The following is a 24943-nucleotide window of genomic DNA, read 5'->3' on the forward strand; positions in this document are numbered from 1 at the left end:
AACTTCCTCGCACCTTCAAGGGCTGCGACACGGGACCGTTGTGAGTCGGTGGAGCAAGGTTGCGCTGCGCCGAAGAGTTTGCCATTTTTACGGTTGCATGGAACCTCGGATGCAATCGCGATGTTCGGCGGCGGGCGGCGTCGAGCAATTGGGAAACTGGATTGTCCGGCTGCGGCCGGGCGAACTGCTGAGTGTCACTGGGATCGGCATCAACGAGGTTCGAAAGGCTCTGGCGACCGTTGAAACGGAGCGCTCTGCCTTGATTCTCCCCGACGCGCCCGGTGCTGAAGCCATCCTGATCCATCTGGTCGATGATCTTGCAGACCTTGCCCTTGCGTGCTGGCCACATTGGTATGGGACGGACTGTTCGACGGAAGAGGGGCGTCGGATCGTGGCTGCTGACCACCCCGCGATCGCGGCGGCCTGGTTTCGCGCGGCTTCCAAGCGGGCGGCACATGGTCATCGGCCGCGTCTTCGGCGGATGTCGATCTCGATCGAATTCAAACAATTGATGCAGGCGATCGATCCCCCCCATTTGTTGTTGCTCTCGACAATCGATCCAAGCGACACCGCCCGCTCCGCACCGGTCATTCAGGTCCTCGAGTGGTGTGCTAGCCATGAGGCGTCGGTGGTCGCTATCTTTCCGAGAAAACCGCCCGCCGTCGCGCCGTTCGATCGTCTTTTATATGGTGCCGTCGACGTCGTATCGGCAGTCCAGCCGCTGCAAACTCGCTTCATCGCCCCGAGCGGGCGCGCGCATCACGCGAGTCTGGTCGAGCAGCGCGTCGAGGCAGCGCTGCTTCAAGACGGCGAACTCGCCTCGCTGTTTGTGTGTAACCAGACTGTCGCAATCGACGGTTATGGCAGCCCGCGTGTCGATCTGTTGTGGCGGGACGGTCGCGTTGTCGTCGAGCTCGACGGCCCCGAGCACCAGGGCGATCCGAATTTCGCCAACGATCGTCACCGCGACTACGAACTCCTGGTGGCCGGCTATCTGGTGCTGCGCATCACCAACCAGCAGGTCGCCACCGATCTGCAGGCCGCCATCGAAAAGATCCGCGCTGTCGTTCGATTCCGAAGAACAACCCTCAACCTACGGTAACGCCTATGACCCCGAAACAGACGTTGATCGTGTGGTGCCTACTGGGCCGCAAGGGCCAGGCGTTGCAGGCCGAGATTCGTCCCGAGGTCGACAAGAAGGACCGGGAGGCGCTGGTCGCCGACGGATTGGTCTCGAGCTCCAAGATCGGCCGCGCGCTCGGACTGAAGCTGGAAGACAAAGGATGGAATTGGGCCGGTGAACACCTCGGCGACGAATTGCCGAAGAACTATCATGTGCTGCAGCAATGGCTGGCGATGCTGAAGCAGCATTTCGAGAGCAGCGGCGTCACGCTCGCGGAATTCATCGGTCCTGCGCCCGAATGGCCGCCCGCTAAGCAGCCGAAGCAGCCGCGCAAGAAGAAGTCCCCGGCGTCGAGTCGGCCCAAGAGGAAGAAGGTCGGAGGCCACGACCGGCTCGATACGCCGTCGCCGGAGCAATTGCGGGCACGAATCAAGCAGGCGTATTTGGCGATCACCAACGGACGGAGAGGAGTGCCCGTGCCGTTGGGGCAGCTCCGTGAGCAATTGTCCGACCTCGACCGCACCACGGTGGATGGCGCGCTGTTGAGGATTCACCAGACCGAGACGAAGGCCGGATTCGGCCGAAACGACGATCCGAAGAGCATTTCACCCGACGAGGCTGAAGCCGCCTTCAGCTCCGGCGGAGACCCGTATCACTTCATTTGGTTTCAATCATGAACGTAGCTTTGCAGGCGCTTCGTGTCGTCGATTTCAACTGGGTTCGCTCGTTGGACAGCATCTGGTTCGACGAAAATGCGGCTGCGGACGTCGGGCCGAACGCCGATATCATTGACCACGTCACTCAGGAGTTTCTCCGCGAAACGCTCGGGCCCAGATCGCGAGCGCCGGGAATCCCGCTGACGGGACATGCCGGGATCGGCAAGACACACTTCGTCAGCCAGCTACGTCGTCGCGTTTGGGACGATGGCGGTTGGTTCGTGCTGCTCGAAGTGCTGGGCTTGACCGATTTCTGGCGAAACGCTGCGCTGAGCTACGTCACGTCGCTGCTGCAGCCGATGTCCGATGGACGCCGTCAGCTCGAAGCTGTGCTGGCGGGCGTCGCGCGCCGCTTCAGAGTCGAGAAGGAGGTCGAGACCGCTTTCAACATCCCCAATATCGAGGCGCGCAAGATCGTCGACGTGCTGGTCAAAGGTTTGATGCGGCACGACGTGCAGAACACGTTGCGGCACCAGGACGTGTTTCGCGCGATGTGCCTGCTGCGGTCCAACGACATCAACAGTGCCGGGCTCGCGCATGCCTGGCTGCAGGGCTACGATGCCGACGAACAGGCGCGCGCCGCTCTCGGCTTTCTGAAGCCGCCGCCCCAGCCGGTCGATCTCGTCAGGGGCATGTCCTGGATCATGAGCCTGGCCGGGCCGACCATGGTGGCGATCGACCAGATCGACGGCGTGGTCAACCCGAGCATCGTCACCGCCCATCTCAACGACGACGCCCCGAACCAGGGCCTCGGAGAAGCGCTGGCAGCTGGATTGCTCGAGCTCTACGACGTCGGACATCGCAGCATGACCGTCGTCACCTGCCTGTTCAACTCGTGGCAGGCGCTGCAGACGAGGGGTTTGATCCCATTCAGCCAGCGCTTTCGCGAACCGTTGAACCTGCGCGAGATCAAAGATCCGGCGGACGTTCGCAGCTTGATCGTCAGCCGGCTGACGCCGGCCTATGCTTCCGTCAACTTCACACCGCCCTATGCGAGCTGGCCGTTCAGCGAGAACGCGATCGCCGGTGCGGCCGGTATCATCTCCACCCCGCGGACGATTCTGATGCGCTGCGATGCATTCCGTCGCAGCTGCATCGAAGCGGGCGAGGTGACCGAGTGCGAACGCCTGACCGAGGCGGTTGCCACCCCCAACAGTTCTTCCTCACCCGACGGCTTTATCCAAGAGCTTCGACGACTTGCGTCCGCCGTCGAGATCGACGATCTGATCGTCGCGGACGACGACGGCAAGCTCGCTGGTTTGCTCCGTGAGGTGTTCGATCTCTACGCGCGCGAATTCGAGCCCAATGAAGCTGTCGATCTGGAGAGTCGCGGCGATCCGGCGCAACGGGTGCCGCCGCTGCATGGAAGATTGACGTTCACGTACCACGACCAGAACGACCGCGAACGGCACTTCTGCTTCCGTGCGCTCGAACACACCCACGCAATCTCGTTTCAGGCGCGGCTCCGCGCAGCGCTGACCGCGTCCGGCATCAATGCCAAGATCGCCGATCGGCATCTTGTCCTGGTGCGACGGAGCCCGATTCCGGGTGGGGCCAAGACCAAACAGTTGTTCGAGCTGTTTGAAAAATCGGGCGGTATCGTCGTCGATCCGGCGGATGCTGATCTGAAGGTCTTCGTGGCGTTGCGCCAGCTGAGCCGAGACGCCGCGACTGACGGTCGAGGAGCTGAGTTTGATTCCTGGCTTCGCGCCGAGAAACCGCTTCTCGCCACGCAGTTCTTCCGAGCGGCCGGGCTCAGCCCGCCCCCGGTGACACCGAAGGCCGACGAGGGCGCGACTGTGCCCGATGCCGAGCCGGCTACGCCGGAGCCGAGATCACCGACGCTAATGTCTACACCGGGGTCCGCGCAATCTGTCGCCGCGGAACCGCCCGCTGCGACATCGCCGGTTTCGCCATCGGCACCTCCACCCACTGAGGTGCCTCGCGCCAGACCGGACGCCATCCCGATCGGGCGCCGCATCGGCGTGGGCGAAGGGCAGGTGAGTGTGCCGCTCAGGCTTCTGCCGCGCCACACCGCGATCATTGCCGGCTCCGGTTCGGGCAAGACCGTGCTGCTGCGCCGGATCGTCGAGGAGGCGGCGCTCGCGGGGATTCCCGCCATCGTCATCGATCCGAACAACGATCTGTCGCGGCTCGGCGATCCGTGGCCGGCGCGGCCGGAGTCGTTCACCGCCGAGGACGACGACAAGGCCCGGCGCTACGCCGGCAATGTGGAGGTCGTCGTGTGGACGCCGGGCGTGCACGGCGGAAATCCGCTGTTCCTGTCGGTGATGCCGGACTTTGCGAGTCTCGGTGCCGACAAGGACGAGCGCCAGCAGGCTATCGACATGGCGGCCGAGACGCTGGGGCCGCTGGCCGGCGCGAAGAGCGCTTTGCAGAAGGGCGTTCTGACAGAAGCACTGCGGCACTTCGCAAGCGGTGGCGGAGGTGATTTGGATGGTTTCATCGAGCTGCTGACGGATCTGCCCGATGGTCTCAGTCCGATCGGCAACGCCGCCAAATTGGCGTCGGGAATGGCCGACCAGCTTCATGCCGCGGTCGCGACCAATCCGCTGCTCCGCGCCGACGGACCGGTACTCGACCCGAAGCTGTTGTTCTTCGGGTCTGATCCGACGCGCGTCAGGCTGTCGGTGATCAACCTGTCGGGGCTGGCGACCGAGGCCGCGCGCGAGGACTTCGTCAACCGGCTGCAAATGGCGCTGTTCGGCTGGATCAAGCGGCATCCTTCCGAGACCGGACTGCTCTACGTCGTCGACGAGGCGCAGACGTTCTTGCCGTCGCAGAAGCCTGCGCTCAGTCTCGGCAGCGGCATCAAGCTGGTCGCCCAGGCGCGCAAATACGGGCTCGGGATGGTGGTGGCGACCCAGGTGCCGCGCGGCATTCACAACCAGATCGTCTCGAATTGCACCACGCAGTTCATCGGCAAGCAGAGCGCGCCGGCGACCATCGCGGCAGCTCAGGAGATCATTGCCGCCAGCGGCGGACGGGCGGACGACATCGGCAAGCTCAAGGCAGGCGAATTCTACTTCGCCACGGAAGGATCCGGCAAACCCGCCAAGGTCCGCACACCGATCTGCCTGAGCTATCATCCGCCCAATCCGCCGACACCCGGCGAGGTCGTGTCTCTTGCGCGACGTTCGGTCGCGACAGCATAGCTCACCGCACGTGATTGGTGCCGAGCGTCACTTGCGCGAACTTCGTGGCGCCCGGCGTGGTCAGGTCCGGCGTCACCGGTCTTGCATGATCGAGCCCGACCACCGCGCCGCGCGGGGTTTCGGCGATCGTGTTGCCGGTGATCGTCGCGGCGCCGGCACCGTCCATGACCGAGACGCCGATTCCGATGAAGCTCTTGCGCACGACGTTGCCGGTGATCGCGACGTCGCGCAGATACTTGCCCCAGCCGGCGACGATGCCGAACGACGGGGCGTTCTCGATCACGTTGCCCGACACCGCGGTGTCGGCCTCGACATAGATGCCGATGCCGGCGTCGTCGTCCGGCGCGGTGCCGATCGGCCGCTTCGGCCTGAGGTTGCGGATGATGTTGCCCTGCACGGTGCTGAGCCGTCCGCCCTCGTTGAAATTGCACACCGAGACGCCGAGCGCGGCGCCGTCGACGCTGTTGCTGGCGATCACCGCGCCTTCGAACGCGAATTCCGAATACAGCGCCACCTCGCGCACGTCGGAGACGCTGTTGCCGGTGATCTGGATGTTCGACGCCGAATTGCCGCGCACCGCGGAGTAGTCGCAATCCTTGATGCGGTTGCCGCTGATCACCACGTTGCCGGCGCGAAACGCGTTGATGGCGTTGCCGTACTGGCCGGAGCCGCCGGGGCCGGCCTTGATGTTCTCGATTCTATTGCCGGTGACCAGGGTGCCGTCGTCGCCGATCGCGGTGCGCAGGATTTCGATGCCGTTGTGGTTGGTGTCGATGATGGTGTTGTGGTCGACGCGCAGCCCCTTGGCGTCGAACGACACCACGCCGGTGACCGCGATCTTGGTCAGCATGTTGTTGCTGATCGCGCCGGAGGTGGCTTCCAGCCAGATGCCGGAGCCGCCGCTGGCGGTGATCGCGCAATCCTGGATTCGCAAGTCATGCGCGGCGATGCAGTGCACCAGCCCGCGGCGGCTCGGCAGCGGAATGCCGGCGCCGTCGAGCACTAGGCCGGACAGCGTCGCGGTTTCGGCGCCCTGGCTGTCGAACAGCGACGGCCCGCCAGTGAAGACCAGCCGGGTGGCTCCGCGTATGCCGGAGAGCTGTGCGCCGGACGGCAGTCGTAACGTCCCGGTGCGATAGCTGCCCGGCGGCAGCGCCAGCGGCACGCGGCGTTCGGCGGCGTCGTCGATCGCGCGCTGCAGCGCGGTGGTCTGGTCTTCGGAGCTGTCAGGACGCACGCCGGACAATGACGCGTCGCGGCCGCGGCGCGAGGCGGGGGCGGCGGCGAGCGGCGAGGCGGTCAGCGCCAGCGCGCCGGCGGATACCAGAGTGCCGAGGACGTCGCGGCGGTGCAGGGCCATGGCGCGCGTGCTCCTGTGCGATGATCTGCTGCGACCAGAAGTAACGCAGAATCCAACGTGGCGCTGACGATCGTGCCACGCCGGAGCCGCGATGTTTGGCCGTAGGGTTAACCCGGCTCAGGCGGCGTCGCGGCGTGCCGCGCGAGTCAGCCGCACCAGTTCGAGCAGCATGGCTTCGCCGGCATCGACCAGATGCTCGGCGGTGATCCGACTTCCCGGCCAGGCGGTGCCGTCGCGGCTGATCAGCGGCACATGCACGAAGGCGGCGAGGCGGGGCCCGCCCGGCGCCTGCGTCGCTTCGATTCCGCGCCAGCACAGATAGTTGCAGAGGTAGCGCCCGGCATCGCGCGACGCCCGGGCGTCGAGCCCGGTCGTGCGCGCGGCGCGGAGAAGCTTTTCGCAATGCGGACCAAACGGCTGCGCGTCGTCGCCCGGTACGATCGACGCCGTGCGGAGGGTCACCTGGTCGGCGTCGGGCCACAGCGTGGTGATGGCATTGCGGGCGCGGGTCTCGATCCGGACGTGCCGGGTCGACGCGGCGAGGCCGAACATCAGCAGCGCGTCGGGCCGATGCTGTGCCAGCAGCGCCGGCAGATCGCGATCGATCGCGCGGTAGCTGACGTTGAAGACATGCCCGACGCGGATGATCTCGTCGAACGCCGGCCGCCGCAGTTTGACGAGGCGATCGACCAGCGCCGGAGTCGGATTGAACGGCGCACCGGGAAACGGCCCGAAGCCGGTGATCAGGATGCGTAAGCCGCTCACCCGATCAGCTCCGCGACCCGATCGGCACCGAGCGTCGGCGTGATGGTGCCCTCGGCGACCGCGGCCTCGGTGACTCTGACCTTGGCGCGGATCGCAGGATCGCTGCGCAGCTTCGCCTTCCAGCGATCCTCCAGCAGCGTCCACATCCATTTCACCTGCTGCTCACGCCGCCGCGCGTCGAACTCCCCGGACGGCGTCGTCGCGGTGCGATGGTCGAGCACCGACTGCCACAGTTCGGCGATGCCGGTGCCGGTCGCGGCCGAGTAGGTGATCACCGGCGGCTGCCAATGCATCGAGCGCGGCGTGAGGATATGCAGCGCGGCGCGATACTCGCCGGCGGCGAGATTGGCGCGGGCGATGTTGTCGCCGTCGGCCTTGTTGATGGCGATCATGTCGGCGAGTTCGACCAGGCCCTTCTTGATGCCCTGCAGTTCGTCGCCGGCGCCGGGCAGCATCAAAGCGAGGAAGAAATCGGTCATGTCGCAGACCGCGGTTTCCGATTGGCCGATGCCGACGGTCTCGACCAGCACGACGTCGAAGCCGGCGGCCTCGCACAGCAGCATCGCCTCGCGGGTCTTGGCGGCGACGCCGCCGAGCGTGCCCGAGGACGGCGAGGGACGGATGAAGGCGTTTGGTTCTGCCGACAGCCGCGCCATCCGGGTCTTGTCGCCGAGGATCGAGCCGCCGGTGCGGGCGGAGGATGGATCGACCGCCAGCACCGCGACCTTGTGGCCCTGCGCGATCAGATACATGCCGAGCGCGTCGATGGTGGTCGACTTGCCGACGCCGGGCGAGCCGGTGATGCCGACCCGGATCGCTCGCCCGGTGTCGGGCAGCAGATCCTGCACCAGCGCGCGGGCGGAGGCCTGATGGTCGGCGCGACGGCTTTCGATCAGGGTGATGGCGCGCGCCAGCGCGGCGCGGTGGCCGCTGCGGACCTCGCCGGCGAGCGATGGCAGGTCGAGCGACTTCTTACTTGTTGCGGTCATCATCGCCTTTCGGGCGGTCGCCGCCGAAGATCGCGCTGCCTTCCGCCGACAAATACGGCTTCAGCGCGGTCCACGGCACGAAGGCGTCGTAGCTGCCCTCGGCATAGGCTCCGACGGCGTAGGGAGCGTAGTGGAACGTCAGGCCGGAGCTTTTGCCGGATTCGGTCGACGGCGCCAACGTCACCGGGCCGATCTTCAGCAGTTTCGGCTCGATGCTCTTGACGTAGTCCTCGCCGTCATCGTCGGTCCCGCGCGCTTTCTTCTCGGCCCTCAGCGCTGCGATCGCGCCCTTGACCATCGCCTGCATCGCCGCACTGCCGTCTGACAGATCGGTGAAGAACGGCCGGATGCTGATGCGCTTGCCGAGTTGCTTGTCCCACAGGATGGTATCGATGTCGGTGTTGGGGTGGGCGCCGCCGGTGTAGCTGTAGTCGGTGCGCAGGACCGAGGCATAACGGTTCGCGACCAGCGAATCCATCGTGTAGCTGCGCTCGTAGGTCCATGGGCCGTTGCGGAACAGCGCGGGATCGCTCTTGTATTCCGGCTCGGCCTCGGTGCGCTGCTGAGCGATCCATGTCTTGCCCTCGGCAAGGCAGTTCTCGGCGAGCTTGGTATCGGCCTTGATCGCTGCATCGAGCGTCACCGTGCCGTCGATCGCCTTGGTCTTGACGGCGAAGTCGGGTTTCGGCTTCGCCGGCTCGGCGAGGGCGGGGGAGAGGACGCAGATGCTGGTTAGGACCAGAACGGTGCGGAACAGGTTCGGAAGGCTCAACGGTCGGACTCCTTGCGTGCACGAGAGACGAACTGCTGAAGTGGCTCGAGATCACGCTGGATCATTTCCCACAACAGTCGGGCGTCTGTCGCGTGATAGGCATGCCGAAGCCAGTTGCCGAGGTCGGCCAATCGGCGCCAATTGATGGATGGCTCAGTCGCCTTCAATTCATCGGGGAGGTGTCTCGAAGCTTCGCTAATTCGCTCCAGAAACCTCTCGACTCCCGCTAGTACCAACCGATCCGACTCGAAGTCGGCGAAATCCCTATCGCTTAGGACATCGCGAATGTTCCGGAGCTCTGTCTCGATATGACCCAGCCGATCGGGAATCGTCGGAGGCACGTCAAAACACCTCGACGAGGTCTTGTGCGATCCGTTCCGCAAAAGCCGGCCGGATCGACCGGCGCATGGTCGCCTGAGCCCGGAGCCCTGTCGCGTCGGCCACAACATGTTCGACGCCGATCAGATCAAGAAGCGAGAAGCGAGCTTCCGGTGCGACCTCCACCAGCACGTCCAGATCACTGTCCGGTCGCGCGTCACCGCGGGCGCGCGAGCCGAACACATATAGCTTGGCCACGCCTTCGGCGCGCAATGCATCACCCCTCTCGCGCAATCTGGCGAGGATGGTGTCCAGCGGCATGTCGATGACGGAGGTCATGCCGTCATCCTACCACAGACGCCATATCTGTGCACGACACAGTTGCCGAGCGCTCGCGGAAGATGGCCGAACGCTCAGGTCAATTGTTTGAGGAAGTGGTCGGGAATATGATCACACCGGCGTTAACCGCCGCATGCTGCATCTGGCGATCCAGCGTGGCGAGCGTCGCGCCCCTGTCACGAGCCAAGCTGAGATAGGCCGCGTCGTAGTACGTCAATCCGTAGTCCTGCGCGAAGCGCAACAGATCGGACATCTGCGCCGACCGAATTGGCGGTTCGACTTCGATGTCCAGCGTCGCCAAGTCGGAGAGCGCAGCGTCGACGTCGTGCGCCGCGATTCGCTTTCGTCTCAGGTTGGTCAGAAGAACGTTTCCGACTTCCATCGACCAGTGCGCCGGCACAATCACGGCTTCGTTCAAGATGGCCTCGCTCAGCTCTCGCGCGGAGAAGCCTGTCTCGTTGAGTAGCCAGGCGATCGTGATCGAAGCATCGAGAACAATCAAACACGACGCCCTTCGTTGATCCAGCTTTTGATCTCTTCGGGCGTCGCTTTCAGGTCGATCGCCGCCGCACGTTCGCGAATGCTGGCGATTGCTTGTCGGCGTTTCTCGATCTGCTCGGGCGTCAGCTCGAGGTGCCGCGACTGGGGCCCTTCCCGCACCAGCCGTGCAACCGCAACGCCGTTGCGAGTAAGCACAACGTCGTCGCCGCTCGACTCGATCTCAGCCACCAACGCTTCGAGCCGAGACTTTGCGTCGTCGATGGCAACATGCTTCATTGCAGCTACTCCGCCGCCTGACTGGAATGGCCGAGGCGGGCGTTGAGCTTGTGGATCAGCTCTTCAGCGGCATCGGCAATCACGGTGCCGGGCGGGAAGATCGCCTCGGCGCCGGACTTGAACAGCGCATCGTAATCCTGCGGCGGGACCACGCCGCCGACGATGATCATGATATCGTCGCGGCCCTGCTTCTTCAGCGCGGCCTTGAGTTCCGGCACCGCGGTCAAATGCGCGGCGGCGAGTGACGACACGCCAAGAATGTGGACGTCGTTCTCCACCGCCTGCCGCGCCGCTTCCTCAGGCGTCGCGAACAGCGGCCCGATGTCGACGTCGAAGCCGATGTCGGCGAACGCCGAGGCGATCACCTTCTGGCCGCGGTCGTGGCCGTCCTGGCCGATCTTGGCGACCAGGATGCGCGGGCGACGGCCCTCGGCGTCCTCGAAAGCGTCGATCAGCGCCTGCACCTTCTCCATCCGGTCCGCCATCGATGCGACCTCCCGCTTGTAGACGCCGGTGATCGACTTGATCTCGGCGCGGTGCCGGCCATAGACCGTTTCCAGCGCGTCGGAGATTTCGCCGACGGTGGCTTTCTTGCGCGCGGCGTCGATCGCGAGTGCCAGCAGATTGCCGCTGCCTTCCGAGGCCGAGCGGGTCAGCGCCGCCAGTGCGGCGTCGACGTCGGTCTGCACGCGCTCCTTCTTGAGCCGGCCGAGCTTGTCGATCTGCAGTCGCCGCACGGTCGAATTGTCGACCTTGAGGACGTCGATCGGCGCCTCGTCGGTCGGCTTGTACTTGTTGACGCCGATCACCGACTGCCGGCCGGTGTCGATCCGCGCCTGGGTCTTGGCGGCGGCTTCCTCGATGCGCAGCTTCGGCACGCCGGCTTCGATCGCCTTGGCCATGCCGCCGAGCGCTTCGACTTCCTGGATGTGGGCCCAGGCCTTGACCGCGATGTCGTGGGTCAGCCGCTCGACGTAATACGAGCCGCCCCACGGATCGATGATCCTCGTGGTGCCGCTCTCCTGCTGCAGGAATAGCTGGGTATTCCGCGCGATTCTGGCGGAGAAGTCGGTCGGCAGCGCGAGCGCTTCGTCGAGCGCGTTGGTGTGCAGCGACTGGGTGTGGCCTTGCGTGGCCGCCATCGCCTCGATGGTGGTGCGCATCACGTTGTTGAACACGTCCTGCGCGGTCAGCGACCAGCCGGAGGTCTGGCAGTGGGTGCGCAGGCTCAGCGACTTCTGCTGCTTCGGGTCGAACTGAGTCAACAGCTTGGCCCACAGCAGGCGCGCGGCGCGCATCTTGGCGACTTCCATGAAGAAGTTCATGCCGATCGCCCAGAAGAACGACAGCCGCGGCGCAAACTTGTCGACGTCGAGACCGGCCGCGATGCCGGCGCGGACGTATTCGACGCCGTCGGCGAGCGTGTAGGCCAGCTCGAGGTCCTGCGTCGCCCCGGCTTCCTGCATGTGATAGCCGGAGATCGAGATCGAATTGAACTTCGGCATCTTCTGCGATGTGTAGGCGAAGATGTCGGAGATGATCCGCATCGAGGGAACCGGCGGGTAGATGTAGGTGTTGCGCACCATGAACTCTTTCAGAATGTCGTTCTGAATGGTGCCCGACAGCTTGTCCGGGGAGACGCCCTGTTCCTCGGCGGCGGCGACGTACAGCGCCAGGATCGGCAGCACGGCGCCGTTCATGGTCATCGACACGCTCATCTGGTCGAGCGGGATGCCGGCGAACAGCGTGCGCATGTCGTAGATCGAGTCGATCGCAACGCCCGCCATGCCGACGTCGCCGGCGACGCGCGGGTGATCGGAGTCGTAGCCGCGGTGCGTGGCGAGGTCGAACGCCACCGACAGGCCCTTTTGACCGGCGGCGAGGTTGCGGCGATAGAACGCGTTGGAATCCTCGGCGGTCGAGAAGCCGGCATATTGTCGGATCGTCCACGGCTGGTTGACGTACATGGTCGGGTAGGGGCCGCGCAGGAACGGCGCGACGCCCGGCCAGGTGTCGAGGAAATCGATGCCCGCGACGTCCGCCTCGGAGTAGCCCGGCTTGACCAGAATGCCTTCGGGCGTCAGCCACGGCTGGGCCTCACCTGCGGGCGCAGGGGCGGCGGTGGGCTGGAACGCGATCTCGGCGAAGTTCGGAATTTTGCTCATTTTTATCTGATCTCACTGCAACCGATCGTAACACGGTCGCCGTTTTTCGTCATTTCGTCGGGTTAGTCGTGGTCCGGCTGCTGATAGCTGAACACTTGTGCCAGCCTGTCGGGCCCGTAGTTCTGCAACGTGGTCTTGCTCGGCAGGTTCGCGATGGTGCCGGTCCAGCCGAGCCGGGCCTCGGTGCCGTATTGCAGGGTCGGGACCACGCGATCCGGCCGGTCGAAGGTTCCGGTCATGATCTCGATGCTGTCGCCCTCGAGCAGCCGATAGCCCAGCGGCGTGCCGCAGTCCTTGCAGAAGTCGCGCTCGGCAATCGAGGAGGAGCGGAACGACGCGGGCTTGCCGCGGGTCCAGGCAAAGCTGTCCTTGGCGATCTCGGCCATCGAGGCGAACGGACCGCCGGTCGCCTTCTGGCACATCCGGCAATGGCACAGCGCGGTGCGCAGCGGCGGCGCCGATAGTGCGTAGCGGATCGCGCCGCACTGGCAGCCGCCGGACAGCACCGCTTTGCCGGTCCCGGTCATGCCGCTTCGATGCCCTTCCACGCGTCGCTGAGCGTCGCCAGCGCGTCGCCGCCGGCGAACACGAACTCCTGCACGCCGGCGTCACGCAACGCGCTCTCCTGCTCCCCGGGACGGCCCGCCAGATAGATCCGCTTGGCGCCCGCAGCGGCAAGCGCCTGGGCGGCCGCGGCCGCATAGGCCGGGTAGGCCTTGTCAGACGAGCACAGGCAGGCGAATGCCGCGCCGGACGCCTTGAAGGCGCCCGCGAGTGCAGCCGGATCGGTGAAGCCTTCGCTGTCGACCGCCTCGATGCCGCCGGTCTCGAAGAAGCTCTTGGCGAAGGTGGCGCGCGCGGTGAAGTCGGCCGGCGTGCCGAGATTGGCCAGGAACACCTTCGGCCGCGACGCCTTGGCGGCAAGCACCGCGTCGGACTTGTCGCGCAGCGTCTCGAACGGCGTCGCAACACGGATCGGCGTCAGCGCCGCGAAGCTGATCTTCGCGTCGCCGGCCGGCGACACCGCGGCGGGCTGGACGTCGAGCACCTTGGCCTGCGCCTCGTGCAGGTTCGGAAACTCGGAGGCGCCGGTCAGCACGTCGCGGCGCTTGGCGATTGCCTTGTCGCGGGCGGCGCGGGTTGCGGCGACCTTCGGCTGGACCAGGCCGGCCTGCAGCGCGGCAAACGCGCCGCCGGCGCGCTCGATCTCTTGGAACTGGGCCCAGGCGGCGTCGCACAGCTCCTTGGTCAGCGCTTCGATGCCGCCGGCACCGGCGGCCGGATCGGCGACCTTGTCGAGGTTGGACTCTTCCAGCAGGATCAACTGCGTGTTGCGGGCAACGCGGCGCGCGAAGCTATCCGGCAGGCCGAGCGCAAGGGTGTGCGGCAGCACCTGCACCGAATTCGCACCGCCGAGCGCGGCGGCGAACGTCGCCATCGTGGCGCGCAGCATGTTCACGTAAGGATCGCGCTGGGTCAGCATCCGCCACGCGGTTTCGGCGGCGACGAACAGCGGCTTCGGCGCGAGGCCGCAGGCCTGCTCGATCCGCGCCCACAGCAGCCGCAGCGCGCGGAACTTGGACAGCGTCAGGAACTGATCGGCGTCCGCCGACAGGCGCGCATAGATCATGCCGCGGGCGACGTCCACCGGCACACCTGCGGCTTCCAGGGCGCGCAGATAGGCGACGCTGCAGCCGAGCACGTAGGCCAGCTCCTGCGCCTCCGAGCCGCCGGCATCGTGGATCACGCGGCCGTCGGCAACCAGGAACGGGCCCTTGAAGCCGGCGCCGGCGAGGCCGGCGGCGACGTCACCGAGGCCCTTGGCGATCTCGCTCCACTCGGTGGCGCTCGCCCCCTGCACGGCGCGCGCGCCGAGCGGATCGATGCCGAAGCGGATGTCGCAGGCGGCCGGATCGGTGCCGCGGCTCTGGATCAGAGCGGCGAGGTGGCGGACCACGTCACAGGACTGCGGCGGGAACTGCAGTTCGATCGCGATGCCGGCGTCGAGGTGGACGCCCTCCAGCACTTGCGCAATCGCTTCCTGCGTCGCCGGCAGACCGAAGCCGCGCGCGCCGACGCTACCCGCGAACACCAGCGTCAGGCCCGTGGCGCCGTTCTCGAGGTCCTGCAGAGCCTGCTTGTTGGCTTCCTTCGGCTCGGGGTGATCGACCCGCTGCATGATCCGCCACGGCGCCGCGGGAGCGCGGCCGGCGATCGGTGCCGCATCGCGCGCCCGCACGTAGATCGGATCGATCTGGATGCCGTCGGCGCTCTTGCTGATCAGCTTTTCGAACGGCGCGCCCTTCAGCACGCCGTCGACCAGCTTGCGCCAATCCTCATAGCCGGCCGGGGCGAAATCGGCGGCGAGCCGCAGCTCTTGGTTTGCAGAAGACATCGGTGAAATCGAACTCCCAGAATACCGGAACGTGATTTGGCCGGAAAATGCCACGTGCGGCCGGCGATGCCAAACAGTTGTTTGAGCAATAAGGACGAGATTGGGCTGCTGTGCGGTGCGGCAACCGTGTTGCGGGATATTCCCAGAAGCGGCGGCTCAGCCGCGGTCCGGCAGCCGCTCGATCCCGGCGGTCGACAGCTCGGCGAGGGCGTCTTTCAGCGAGCGGCCGGCGATCACCCCGTCCGGTGCGATGTCGAGCAGCGGCACCAGCACGAAAGCGCGCTCGAACAGCCGCGGATGCGGCAGCGTCAGGTCCGGCCGATTGATCACCGCGTCGTCGTAGGCGATCAGATCGAGATCGAGCGTCCGCGGTCCCCAGCGCCGTTCACTGGCGCGGTCGCGGCCGAAGCGCTTCTCGATCTTGTGCAGCACCTGGAGCAGCGACAGCGGATCGAGCCGGCACTCGATCTCGATGCAAGCATTGACGAAACGGTCCTGCTGCTCGTCGCCCCATGGCGGCGTCGCGTAGTCCGGCGAGCGCGCGATCAGTTCGGCCTGGCTCATGCCGCAGATGTTGGCGATCGCTTTGTCGAACGTGGCGCGGACGTCGCCGACATTACCGCCGAGCGCGATCAGGGCGCGCGGCATCTCAGCTCCGCCTGCGGGTGATGATCACACCGACGTCGTAGAAGATCGCCGGGATCGGCGCGTGCGGCTTGTGCACGGTGACCTTCACCGCGGTGATCTTGTCGAAGCTCGTCAGGATCGCATCGGCGACAGCACCGGCTGCGCGCTCCAGCAGCCGGTAGTTGGCATCCTTGAACGCTGCGGTGGTACACGCCACCACGTTCGAATACGATACTGTGTCCGACAGTTTGTCGGTACGAGAGGACTCGGACAGATCGGCGGTAAGCTCGAGATCGATCACGAAGCGCTGGCCGACTTCGGTCTCGTGGTCCATCACGCCGTGGCGGGCGTGCAGCACCAGGCCCGTAACGAAGATGGTGTCGTTCATCGGCTGTCCCTGATGGCGCGGGCGACTCTCAGCGCCTGCGATGTTGCGGCGACGTCGTGTGCCCGGATGATCCTGGCGCCGTTGTCGACGGCGATCAAATGCGCGGCGAGCGAGCCGCCGAGCCGGTGCTTTGGCTCGCTCGGCACCACCGTACTGATGAAGCGCTTGCGCGAGGCGCCGACCAGCAGAGGCCTGCCCAACGCTGCGAACTCGCGCAGCCGCGCCAGCGTGATCATGCTCTGCTGCGGGGTCTTGCCGAAGCCGATGCCGGGATCGAGCACGATCAGCTCCTCGGCGATGCCGGCCTTCGCGGCGATCGTCAGCGAGCGCTCGAAGAACGCTTTGACGTCGTCCACGATATCGATCGCCGGATCTGCAGCGTCGCGATTGTGCATCGCGATCACCGGGAGGCGGCGCGCAGCAACGACGCCAGCCATCTCCGGATCGCGCTGCAATCCCCAGACGTCGTTGGCGATCGCCGCGCCGTGGTCGAGTGCCCAGGCGGCGACCTCGGCCTTCATGGTATCGATCGACACCGGCGTCCCGAGCGCGACCACAGCTTCCAGCACCGGCTGTAGCCGCCGCAGTTCTTCGGCCGCGGTCACCGGCTGCGAGCCGTAGGGGCGGGTGGATTCCGCGCCGATGTCGATGATCTCGGCGCCTTCGGCGATCATCTCGGCCGCGTGAGCCTGCGCCTGCTCCGGGGCGAGATAATCGCCGCCGTCGGAGAACGAGTCCGGCGTGACGTTGAGGATCCCCATCACCACCGGCACTGGCCGCGCCAGCAGCTCGCGCAGCGGCGGCGGCTTGGCCGGAGCGGCGGGTGACGCGGGCAGCGACGGGGAGGCGGTCATGCGGCAGCGCTTTGCGCGGTCTGCGAAAGCCTGTCAAGCGACCGGCTGCGACGGCTACCCGGATATTAGTAGGTGATTTTCAGTGGCAGCTTGCGCGCCTGTTCGATCAATTGTCCGACTTCTTTTTCGGACGGCAAAGAGCGCACCAGTTTGCGCTTGAGATTGGCTTCTTTCATGTTCTGCGCCAGCCGCGCCGGATTGCGGTGGGTGAATTCGCGCAGGGTCGAGACCCCGGCGGCGCGCAGCAGGTCGACCTTGGCCTTGCCGAGGCCGGGAACCCGCATGCAGTCGGCGAGATTCGCCCACTGCAGCAATTGCTGCTCGGTGAGGCCGGTCTGGGCTGCGAGCGCCTTGCGGCCCTTCACCGTCTTGGCGGCTTCGAGCAGGGCGTCCGTGGTACGAATTCCTACCGATTTCAGTTTGCTGGCGGCGACCTCGGTGATGCCGTCGAGCTGGGAAATTGGATATGTCATGGCACTCGATACAAGGTTCAGGTGAATTGGCGGAGGCCGGGCGTGCCTTCGAGGATCGCGCCCATCTTCTCCGCGCCGATCCTGTCGCGGCCGGCTTTGAACAGTTCGCGGGCGATTGTCTTGATGTCGGACATGCTGAGGCCGAGCCCGAGCAGCTTCGTTCCCATCGCCATGACGCCGCTGCCGCCGATCAGACGGCTGAGCCCGCTACGCGAGGAGGCTGCCGCTCCGATCGCTGCCTCGGCACCTGCAATGCTGTCGATCAAAGCCTGGACAGGCTCTTGCGGTCCTTCATTGCGGAGAAAGGCGAGGATGATGCCGATGGTCTTCTCGGCAACAGATTCATCCAGACCGGCCTTGTCGGCCAGCCTTTCAATCAACTCGTCCATCACGCCCCCGCCACGCCGGCTCTTGACGCCGGTCCATGTTCTAAAATCATCCTGATCCGCTCCGCGACGAAACACAAGCGACCGCCGTGATCGCGGCGGTCCTCCGTGTGATTCGCTCCACCAGTGTTGCAACCTTGCAAAAGCGCGGTCGCGAGATACGCTTTCGCACTGGCGTCGATCGACGCATCGGACGTTGTTGCGGGCGAAAGGGTGAATATTGCGACAACGTCTCGCCGCGATCGTCGTTGAATGGTTCCGTGGCGACGGGCAGGATGCGTGCGATCAGGCGACCGATCGCCGGTGGGTGTTATGAGCGAGGAAACGACAAGATGGCGGCGAGCGGCATCGCGAGCGGTGATACCGACGGCAGGATTTTCATCGGGAAGGGCGAACAGCCGGCTTGGCTGGCGTTGAACCTCGCCAATCGCCACGGCCTGGTCACCGGCGCGACCGGCACCGGCAAGACAGTGTCGCTGCAGGTGATGGCGGAGGGCTTTGCGCGGGCCGGCGTGCCGGTGTTCGCCGCAGATATCAAGGGCGATCTGTCGGGCGTCGCCGAAGTAGGCGAAGCCAAGGACTTCATCCTCAAGCGTACCAAGGAGATCGGGCTCGACTTCCAGCCGGATCAGTTCACCACGGTGTTCTGGGACGTGTTCGGCGAGCAGGGCCATCCGGTGCGCGCCACGGTCTCGGAGATGGGGCCACTGCTGTTGTCGCGGATGCTCGATCTCAACGACGTGCAGGAAGGCGTGCTCAACGTCGCGTTCCGTGTCGCCGACGACATGGGCCTGCCGCTGATGGATATGAAGGATCTGCGCGCGATGCTCGACGCGATCGCGCCGATCGCCCAGAAGGTCGCCGAAAACGGCGATGTCAACGCCGATATACGTCAGGCGGCGCAGGCACTCGGCAACGTCACCAAGCAGACCGTCGGCACCATCCAGCGGCAGCTTCTGGTTCTGGAGAACCAGGGCGGCGAGAAATTCTTCGGCGAGCCGGCGCTGCTGCTCAAGGATTTCATCCGCACCGACAGTCAGGGCCGCGGCGTCGTCAATATTCTGGTCGCCGACAAGCTGATGAACAATCCGCGGCTGTACGCGACCTTCCTGTTGTGGATGCTGTCGGAGCTGTTCGAGGAGCTGCCGGAAGTCGGCGATCCCGACAAGCCGAAGCTGGTGTTCTTCTTCGACGAGGCGCATCTGCTGTTCAACGACGCGCCCAAACCGTTGATGGACAAAATTGAACAGGTGGTGCGGCTGATCCGCTCCAAGGGCGTCGGCGTGTACTTCATCACCCAGAACCCGATCGACGTGCCGGACCGGGTGCTGGCGCAGCTCGGCAACCGGGTGCAGCACGCGTTGCGCGCCTTCACGCCGCGCGACCAGAAGGCGGTGGCCGCCGCCGCCGACACCTTCCGGCCGAATCCGAAGCTGGATACCGCCAAGGTGATTACCGAGCTCGGCAAGGGCGAGGCGCTGGTGTCGTTCCTGGAAGGCAACGGCACGCCGGCGATGGTCGAGCGCGTGCTGGTGCGGCCGCCGGCGGCGCGGATCGGACCGATCACGCCGGAGGAGCGCAAGGCGATCATCGCCGCGAGCCCGGTGAAGGGCAGATACGATACCGCGGTGGATTCGGAATCCGCCTACGAGAAACTGCGCGCGCGGATCGACGGCAAATCCGGCGACGCCGACGCGGAGCCGGGCGGCGGCGGCCTGTTCGGCCAGCTCGGCAGCCTGGTGTCGACCGTATTCGGCACCAACACGCCGCGCGGCAAGCTCACCACCGGCCAGGTGGTGGCGCGCAACGTCGCCCGCACCGTCGCCACCACCGTGGTCGGCGGCCTCGCCGCCCAACTCGGTAAGAAGGTCGGCGGCTCGCTCGGCGGCTCGGTCGGCCGTTCGATCGTGCGCGGCACGCTGGGAGGCATGCTGCGGCGGTGAGGCGTTCGCGGTTTGGAAACAGGCGCGTGGCAGCATGGTTCGAGACGGCGCTGCGCGCCTCCTCACCATGAGGCTGTGCGAGATCGCTTTCGTTCGCTCTTTGCGACATGTCGCAGCTTCCTCATCCTGAGGAGCGGCCGTTAGGCCGCGTCTCGAAGGATGAGGGCCGCGGGCATCGGACACATCTAAAGAAGGAAGACATCATGTCCGCCAGCTCTCACGTTCAAACGGTGCTCGCCCGCGCCGATGCCGATTTCGACGCCGCGTTGCAGCGGCTGTTCGCGCTGCTGCGGATCAAGTCGATCTCGGCCGATCCGGCGTTCGCGGCGGACTGCAGGGCGGCGGCCGATCATCTGGCCGCCGACATCGCCTCGATCGGGTTCGACGCCGAGGTGCGGCCGACCGCGGGGCATCCGGCGATCGTCGCCAAGGCCAAGACCAACACCGGCAACCGGCCGCACGCGTTGTTCTACGGCCACTACGACGTGCAGCCGGTCGATCCTGTCGAGCTGTGGCACCGGCCGCCGTTCGAGCCGGTGATCGCCGACCATGCCGACGGCCGCAAGATCATCGTGGCGCGCGGCGCGCAGGACGACAAGGGTCAGCTCTCCACCTTCGTCGAAGCCTGCCGGGCGTGGAACGATGCGACCGGCGAACTGCCGATCGACCTGACCATCGTGATCGAGGGCGAAGAAGAAGTCGGCTCGAAAAACTTCGTGCCGTTCCTCGATGCCCATAAGAAGGATCTCGCCGCCGACTTCGCGCTGGTCTGCGACACCGGCATGTGGGACCGGCACACGCCGGCGATCACCACCTCGCTGCGCGGCCTCGTCTATGAAGAGGTGAAGATCAAGGCGGCGAACCGCGATCTGCATTCCGGCGTCTATGGCGGCGGCGCGCAGAATCCGATCCGGGTGCTGACGCGGATTCTCGGCGGGCTGCACGACGAGCACGGCCGCATCACCATTCCGGGCTTCTACGACGGCGTGAAGGACCTGCCGCCGGAGATCCTGGCGCAGTGGAAGGGGCTGAACCTGACCGCCGAGAATTTTCTCGGCCCGATCGGGCTGTCGATCCCGGCCGGCGAGGATGATCGCCTGTTGATCGAGCAACTGATCTCGCGGCCGACCTGCGACATCAACGGCATCGTCGGCGGCTACACCGGCGAGGGCTCGAAGACGGTGATCGCAGCGGAAGCCTCGGCCAAGGTGTCGTTCCGGATCGTCGAGGGGCAGGACCCGAACAGGATCCGTGACGCGTTCCGCGCTTACGTCACCGCGCGGCTGCCCGGCGATTGCCGGGCCGAATTCCTCGATCACTCCAACGGCGCGGCGATCGCGCTGCCGTGGGACATGAAGCCGCTCGCTGCGGCGCGGCGCGCGCTCACCGAGGAGTGGGGCAGGGACGCGGTGCTGATCGGCTCCGGCGCCTCGATCCCGATTGTCGCCGATTTCAAGCGCACGCTCGGTCTCGATTCGGTGCTGATCGGCTTCGGTCTCGACGACGACAACATCCATTCGCCGAACGAGAAGTACGATCTCAACAGTTTTCAGAAAGGGATCCGGTCGTGGGTGCGGATTCTCGGTGCGCTGGCGGAGGCGCCGCGGTGAACGAACGCCGCGTCATAAAGTCGCCGCGCGCCACGCGAGCCCTTCGCGGTCCGGCAACGCCGCCGCGCAATTTCGGAATCATTCCAGATTGATTGCGTGGCATCGCAGAGTAGTCGGAGCCGACGCGAACCCTTGTCTGGCAAGTGTTCCGTATTGCTCACCCCCGCAACGACGTGCGGGCGGTGCACTAAAGCCACATTGGGAACAATAGAGAGCTTCTAAGCCGTTCGTCAGGATGCCTCGCTAGCGTATACCAATTCTAAGTCGCATTACGTTGCTTCGCCATTCTGCGTCTCCTACCCCCACACCAATCATGAGAACTGGGGGCGTAGAGTGAGCAACTTCAAGAACAACAAAAATCGCTTGTACCTGGGCGTCGCTGCGGGCGTCGTCACGGCTTGTGTCAGCGGTCTGGGCGCGTCGCCGCTGCAAGCGCAGGAAGCCGAGCGGCGCGTGCTGCCGCCGGTTTCGGTTGATGCGCCGCAGCAGCGTACACGGTCCGCCACGCGCACCGCGCAGCCGCGCGCCACACCGCAGCGCGCCGCGCGGGTGGCGCCGCGCCGCGCTGCCGAGCCGCCGCCGCCTCCGGCCGCGCCGCCGACCACCATGGGTTCGACCCGCACCATCGGCGCTCCGGCGCCGGCCTATGCGGGCGGCCAGGTGGCGCAGGGCGGCACGCTCGGCCTGCTCGGCTCGACCAGCGTGATGAATACGCCGTTCTCGACCGTGAACTTCACCTCGCAACTGATCCAGGATCAGCAGGCCCGCACCGCAGCCGACACGCTGATCAACGACTCCTCGGTGCGGCTGTCGACCGGCCCGAACGGTTTCGACGACACGTTCCAGATCCGCGGCTTCCCCGTCAGTGCGACGGATATCGGCCTCAACGGTCTGTACGGCCTGGTCTCGTCGAGCCGTGTGCCGGCACAGATCATCGAGCGCATCGAACTGCTCAAGGGTCCCGGCGCGCTGATCAACGGCATCGCGCCCAGCGGCAGCATCGGCGGCGCCGTCAACATCGTCACCAAGCGCGCCACCGAGGTGCCGTTCGCGCGGGTCACACCGTTCTTCATGAGCGCCGGAAACTATGGCGTTCAGCTCGACTCGAGCCAGCGGTTCGGCGCCAACAAGGAATGGGGTGTCCGCTTCAACGGCGTCGCGCGCAACGGCGAAGCCACGGTCGACGGCGGCAATTGGCGCAGCGGCGTCGCTGCCCTGTCGGTCGACTATCGCAGCGATCGGCTGCGCTGGACGCTGGATGCCATCACCCAGAACGATGACACCAAGAACTTCCGCCCGCAGATGACCATCCAGACGGGGGTTCCGTTCATTCCCGCGCCGCCGGACGCGCGCAGTAACTGGTACCCCGGAACGGTGCTGAACCAGCGGGATCACACCATCGCGTCGGGGCTCGAATACGACATCACCGATTGGCTGACCGCTTATGCCGGCCTCGGTTATCGGCAGGGCGAGAACTACCAGACCTTCCCGGATTCGCGGGTCTCCGGCTATACCGGGGGCATCGATCAGTTCGGCAATTTCCGGCTGATCAACGCTTACTACGACTCCTACACCCAGACGGTCAGCGGCAATGCCGGTGTGCGGGCCAAGTTTAACACCGGCTTCATCGGCCACTCGGTCAACGTCGCCTACACCGGCTTCAATCAGGAAGCCGGCAACGCCTATGTGGCCAACACGCCAGCCCAGTCCGTGCCGTCGAACATCTATAATCCGTCGCCGCTGCCGTTCGTCACGAGCGCGCGCAATGCCCCGCAGAAGTCGTCGGACACGACTCTGACCAGCGTTGCGATCGCCGACACGATGTCGTTCCTGAACGATACGGTGCTGCTGACGCTCGGCGTCCGCCAGCAGAACGTGAAGGTCGACAGTTTCAACACCACCACCGGCGCACTGACCAGCGGCTACGATGCCAGCGCCACCACGCCGCTCGCCGGCATCGTGATCAAGCCGTGGCACAACGTGTCGCTGTATGCCAACTACGCCGAAGGCCTGACCCGCGGCACCATCGTCGGCGCCGGTTACGCCAACACCGGCGCGGTGCTGGCGCCCTACAAATCCAAGCAGCAGGAAGCCGGCATCAAGGTCGATTGGGGCACCATCACCACCACCGCGGCGGTGTTCCAAATCACGCGGCCGAATTCGATCCGCAACGCGGCCAACGAACTCGCCTATGACGGCGAGCAGCGCAACCGCGGCGTCGAACTGTCGGTGTACGGCCTGCTAATGCCCGGCCTGCGCGGCATGGCCAGCGCCACTTTCCTCAAGCCCGAGCTGACCAATCCGAGCAACCCGCTGGAGCGCGGCAATGACGCCGCCGGCGTGCCGGACACCACGGTCTCGGCCGGCCTCGACTGGGACACCCCGTGGGTGCGCGGGCTCGCGCTCAACGGCCGGGTGATCTACACCTCGGGTTCGTATCTGACGAGCGCCAACCTGCCGACGCAGCGCTTCCCGGATTGGACCCGTCTCGACCTCGGTGCGCGGTACACCACGACCGCGCTCACCGGCAAGCCGGTCACCTTCCGTGCCAGCGTCGAAAACGTCACCGGCGAAAACTACTGGCTGACCACGGGGACCTTCGTCACCGTCGGCGCGCCGCGGACCTACCTGTTGTCCGCTGCATTCGACTTCTGATTGCGGCTGCGATCGGCAAACACCGTGCCCGGCTTCGCGCCGGGCACCCACGTTCGAAGCAAGGTGATCGGAATGAAAAAACTCTCTCTCGCGATGCTCGCAACGCTCGGCGCGATGACCTCCGCGCAGGCGCACCAGATCTGGATCGAGCAGGCGGACGGCGGCGCCGTGGTGCGGTTCGGCGAGTTCGGCGAGAACCTGCGCGAAGTCTCGCCGGGGCTGCTCGACAAGTTCGCCAAGGTGACGGCGACGCTGCTGTCGGCCAAGGGCGAGCAGAAGGCCGATGCAACCAAGTCGGCGGATGGCTTCAGGCTGCCGTTCGCCGCGGCGGGCGGTGACAGCATCGTGGCGGAGGACGCCAACTATCCGCTCTATACCTGGAAGCAGCCCGACAAGGAGGTCCGCAACTGGTTCCATCCGGCCGCGCGCCTGATCACGGACTTCGCCGCGCGCGAGCCGAAACTGACGCTCGACCTCGTGCCCACCGGCAAGACCGGTGAATTCAAGCTCGTCTTCAAGGGGCAGCCGAAGCCGAAGAGCAAGGTGACGCTGACGACGCAATCCGGCTGGGCCAAGGAGGCGCACACCGACGCGCAGGGGCTGGTCGGTTTCGAGATGCCGTGGAAGGGCGTGTACGTCGTCGAGGTCGGCTACACCGACCGCACGCCGGGCGAACGCGCCGGCGAGAAGTACGACGCCGTCGTCTATGGCACCACGCTGACCTTCATGCAGGCCGACGGCCTGCCGCCGATCCCCGCGGGCCCGGCGGCGACGCCGACCGCGCCGAAATGACAGCGGCGCGGCGGGCGCGGGTGATCGGCCCGCTGGTCTCGCGCATCGTCGCCGCCTTGCTCGGCGGCTATGCGCTGGCGGCGCTGTTCAGCGTCGCCGTGCTGGCGCTGCCGCTCAGCAAGCCGCAGGCGGTGCTGACCGGCCAGCTCGCCAGCTTCGCGATCTGCGCCGGCGCGGCGATCTGGGTGTTCGCGGTGCGCAGCGCGCTGAAAGCCTGGATCGGCCTGCTCATCGTCGCCGCGGCGCTGGCGCCGCTGGCGTGGTCTGTCTCCTGACGAAGGACGCGCCGGTGAAGCCGCAGAATGATCAGCGCGTGGCGG

The 24943-nt window shown here is 66.0% G+C and carries 24 protein-coding genes; 8 read left to right on the forward strand and 16 right to left on the reverse strand.

What is annotated here, in order from left to right; all coding sequences use genetic code 11:
- Positions 1-109: 109 nt before the first annotated feature.
- The 3 genes from DWA33_RS06910 to DWA33_RS06920 are packed head-to-tail and all read left to right on the forward strand — an operon-like array spanning position 110 to position 5015.
- Positions 110-1102, forward strand: a complete 993-nt coding sequence (locus tag DWA33_RS06910; protein WP_114357365.1) for an endonuclease domain-containing protein — start codon at positions 110-112, stop codon at positions 1100-1102.
- 5 nt (positions 1103-1107) lie between these two features.
- On the forward strand, positions 1108-1800 hold the full coding sequence (locus tag DWA33_RS06915) for a hypothetical protein (RefSeq protein WP_114357366.1): 693 nt from the start codon (positions 1108-1110) through the stop codon (positions 1798-1800).
- Positions 1797-5015, forward strand: coding sequence for a helicase HerA domain-containing protein (locus DWA33_RS06920; RefSeq protein ID WP_114357367.1), 3219 nt, complete (start codon positions 1797-1799; stop codon positions 5013-5015). The genes DWA33_RS06915 and DWA33_RS06920 overlap by 4 nt, the downstream gene beginning before the upstream one ends.
- 1 nt (position 5016) lies before the next feature.
- Here the strand turns inward: DWA33_RS06920 and DWA33_RS06925 are convergent, their stop codons facing one another.
- The 16 genes from DWA33_RS06925 to DWA33_RS07000 form a co-directional block, all read right to left on the reverse strand.
- Positions 5017-6375 carry a TIGR03808 family TAT-translocated repetitive protein gene (locus tag DWA33_RS06925; protein ID WP_114357368.1) on the reverse strand — a complete coding sequence of 453 codons (1359 nt, stop codon included), beginning with the start codon at positions 6373-6375 and terminating at the stop codon, positions 5017-5019.
- Positions 6376-6492: 117 nt separating this feature from the next.
- Positions 6493-7140 carry a pyroglutamyl-peptidase I gene (locus DWA33_RS06930; protein WP_114357369.1) on the reverse strand — a complete coding sequence of 216 codons (648 nt, stop codon included), beginning with the start codon at positions 7138-7140 and terminating at the stop codon, positions 6493-6495.
- Positions 7137-8129 carry a methylmalonyl Co-A mutase-associated GTPase MeaB gene (meaB, locus tag DWA33_RS06935; protein WP_114357488.1) on the reverse strand — a complete coding sequence of 331 codons (993 nt, stop codon included), beginning with the start codon at positions 8127-8129 and terminating at the stop codon, positions 7137-7139. Before meaB ends, DWA33_RS06930 begins: the two co-directional genes overlap by 4 nt.
- Positions 8113-8901: a DUF3298 and DUF4163 domain-containing protein gene (locus DWA33_RS06940; RefSeq protein WP_114357370.1), complete on the reverse strand. Its 789-nt coding sequence runs from the start codon at positions 8899-8901 to the stop codon at positions 8113-8115. The genes meaB and DWA33_RS06940 overlap by 17 nt, the downstream gene beginning before the upstream one ends.
- On the reverse strand, positions 8898-9350 hold the full coding sequence (locus DWA33_RS06945) for a HepT-like ribonuclease domain-containing protein (RefSeq protein ID WP_244601212.1): 453 nt from the start codon (positions 9348-9350) through the stop codon (positions 8898-8900). Before DWA33_RS06945 ends, DWA33_RS06940 begins: the two co-directional genes overlap by 4 nt.
- Complete coding sequence (locus DWA33_RS06950; RefSeq protein ID WP_114357372.1) at positions 9244-9558, reverse strand: nucleotidyltransferase family protein; 315 nt, start codon at positions 9556-9558, stop codon at positions 9244-9246. The genes DWA33_RS06945 and DWA33_RS06950 overlap by 107 nt, the downstream gene beginning before the upstream one ends.
- Positions 9559-9637: 79 nt before the next feature.
- Positions 9638-10060 carry a type II toxin-antitoxin system VapC family toxin gene (locus tag DWA33_RS06955; RefSeq protein WP_167443140.1) on the reverse strand — a complete coding sequence of 141 codons (423 nt, stop codon included), beginning with the start codon at positions 10058-10060 and terminating at the stop codon, positions 9638-9640.
- A complete protein-coding gene (locus DWA33_RS06960) occupies positions 10057-10335 on the reverse strand; it encodes a type II toxin-antitoxin system Phd/YefM family antitoxin (protein WP_110784423.1) in 279 nt (92 codons plus the stop codon). The genes DWA33_RS06955 and DWA33_RS06960 overlap by 4 nt, the downstream gene beginning before the upstream one ends.
- A 5-nt stretch (positions 10336-10340) precedes the next feature.
- Positions 10341-12500 carry a methylmalonyl-CoA mutase gene (gene scpA / locus DWA33_RS06965; RefSeq protein ID WP_114357374.1) on the reverse strand — a complete coding sequence of 720 codons (2160 nt, stop codon included), beginning with the start codon at positions 12498-12500 and terminating at the stop codon, positions 10341-10343.
- A 62-nt stretch (positions 12501-12562) separates the two neighbouring features.
- Positions 12563-13027 carry a GFA family protein gene (locus DWA33_RS06970; protein ID WP_114357375.1) on the reverse strand — a complete coding sequence of 155 codons (465 nt, stop codon included), beginning with the start codon at positions 13025-13027 and terminating at the stop codon, positions 12563-12565.
- On the reverse strand, positions 13024-14895 hold the full coding sequence (locus DWA33_RS06975; RefSeq protein WP_114357376.1) for a methylmalonyl-CoA mutase subunit beta: 1872 nt from the start codon (positions 14893-14895) through the stop codon (positions 13024-13026). Before DWA33_RS06975 ends, DWA33_RS06970 begins: the two co-directional genes overlap by 4 nt.
- Positions 14896-15051: 156 nt before the next feature.
- Complete coding sequence (folK, locus tag DWA33_RS06980; protein ID WP_114357377.1) at positions 15052-15543, reverse strand: 2-amino-4-hydroxy-6-hydroxymethyldihydropteridine diphosphokinase; 492 nt, start codon at positions 15541-15543, stop codon at positions 15052-15054.
- Between the two features lies 1 nt (position 15544).
- A complete protein-coding gene (gene folB, locus DWA33_RS06985) occupies positions 15545-15910 on the reverse strand; it encodes a dihydroneopterin aldolase (RefSeq protein ID WP_114357378.1) in 366 nt (121 codons plus the stop codon).
- Complete coding sequence (gene folP, locus DWA33_RS06990; RefSeq protein WP_114357379.1) at positions 15907-16764, reverse strand: dihydropteroate synthase; 858 nt, start codon at positions 16762-16764, stop codon at positions 15907-15909. The genes folB and folP overlap by 4 nt, the downstream gene beginning before the upstream one ends.
- A gap of 65 nt (positions 16765-16829) precedes the next feature.
- Positions 16830-17237 carry a DUF4332 domain-containing protein gene (locus DWA33_RS06995; protein ID WP_114357380.1) on the reverse strand — a complete coding sequence of 136 codons (408 nt, stop codon included), beginning with the start codon at positions 17235-17237 and terminating at the stop codon, positions 16830-16832.
- Positions 17238-17254: 17 nt separating this feature from the next.
- The gene (locus DWA33_RS07000; RefSeq protein ID WP_114357381.1) at positions 17255-17626 is read right to left on the reverse strand and encodes a DUF2267 domain-containing protein; all 372 of its coding nucleotides are present in this window, start codon (positions 17624-17626) and stop codon (positions 17255-17257) included.
- Positions 17627-17955: 329 nt separating this feature from the next.
- Between DWA33_RS07000 and DWA33_RS07005 the strand changes: the two genes are divergently transcribed.
- From DWA33_RS07005 to DWA33_RS07025, 5 genes are all read left to right on the forward strand, one after another.
- Entirely contained in the window at positions 17956-19566 is a 1611-nt protein-coding gene (locus DWA33_RS07005) for a helicase HerA-like domain-containing protein (RefSeq protein WP_114357382.1), read from the forward strand.
- Positions 19567-19769: 203 nt separating this feature from the next.
- On the forward strand, positions 19770-21176 hold the full coding sequence (locus DWA33_RS07010; RefSeq protein ID WP_114357383.1) for a M20/M25/M40 family metallo-hydrolase: 1407 nt from the start codon (positions 19770-19772) through the stop codon (positions 21174-21176).
- A gap of 333 nt (positions 21177-21509) precedes the next feature.
- Complete coding sequence (locus DWA33_RS07015) at positions 21510-23831, forward strand: TonB-dependent receptor (RefSeq protein WP_114357384.1); 2322 nt, start codon at positions 21510-21512, stop codon at positions 23829-23831.
- Between the two features lie 72 nt (positions 23832-23903).
- Positions 23904-24623 (forward strand): cobalt ABC transporter substrate-binding protein, encoded by a 720-nt coding sequence (locus DWA33_RS07020; RefSeq protein ID WP_114357489.1) that lies wholly within the window; start codon positions 23904-23906, stop codon positions 24621-24623.
- Positions 24620-24898: a DUF3649 domain-containing protein gene (locus DWA33_RS07025; protein ID WP_114357385.1), complete on the forward strand. Its 279-nt coding sequence runs from the start codon at positions 24620-24622 to the stop codon at positions 24896-24898. The genes DWA33_RS07020 and DWA33_RS07025 overlap by 4 nt, the downstream gene beginning before the upstream one ends.
- The last annotated feature ends 45 nt before the right edge of the window (positions 24899-24943 follow it).

The organism is Rhodopseudomonas pentothenatexigens (genome assembly GCF_900218015.1).
GTDB classification, from domain to species: domain Bacteria; phylum Pseudomonadota; class Alphaproteobacteria; order Rhizobiales; family Xanthobacteraceae; genus Rhodopseudomonas; species Rhodopseudomonas pentothenatexigens.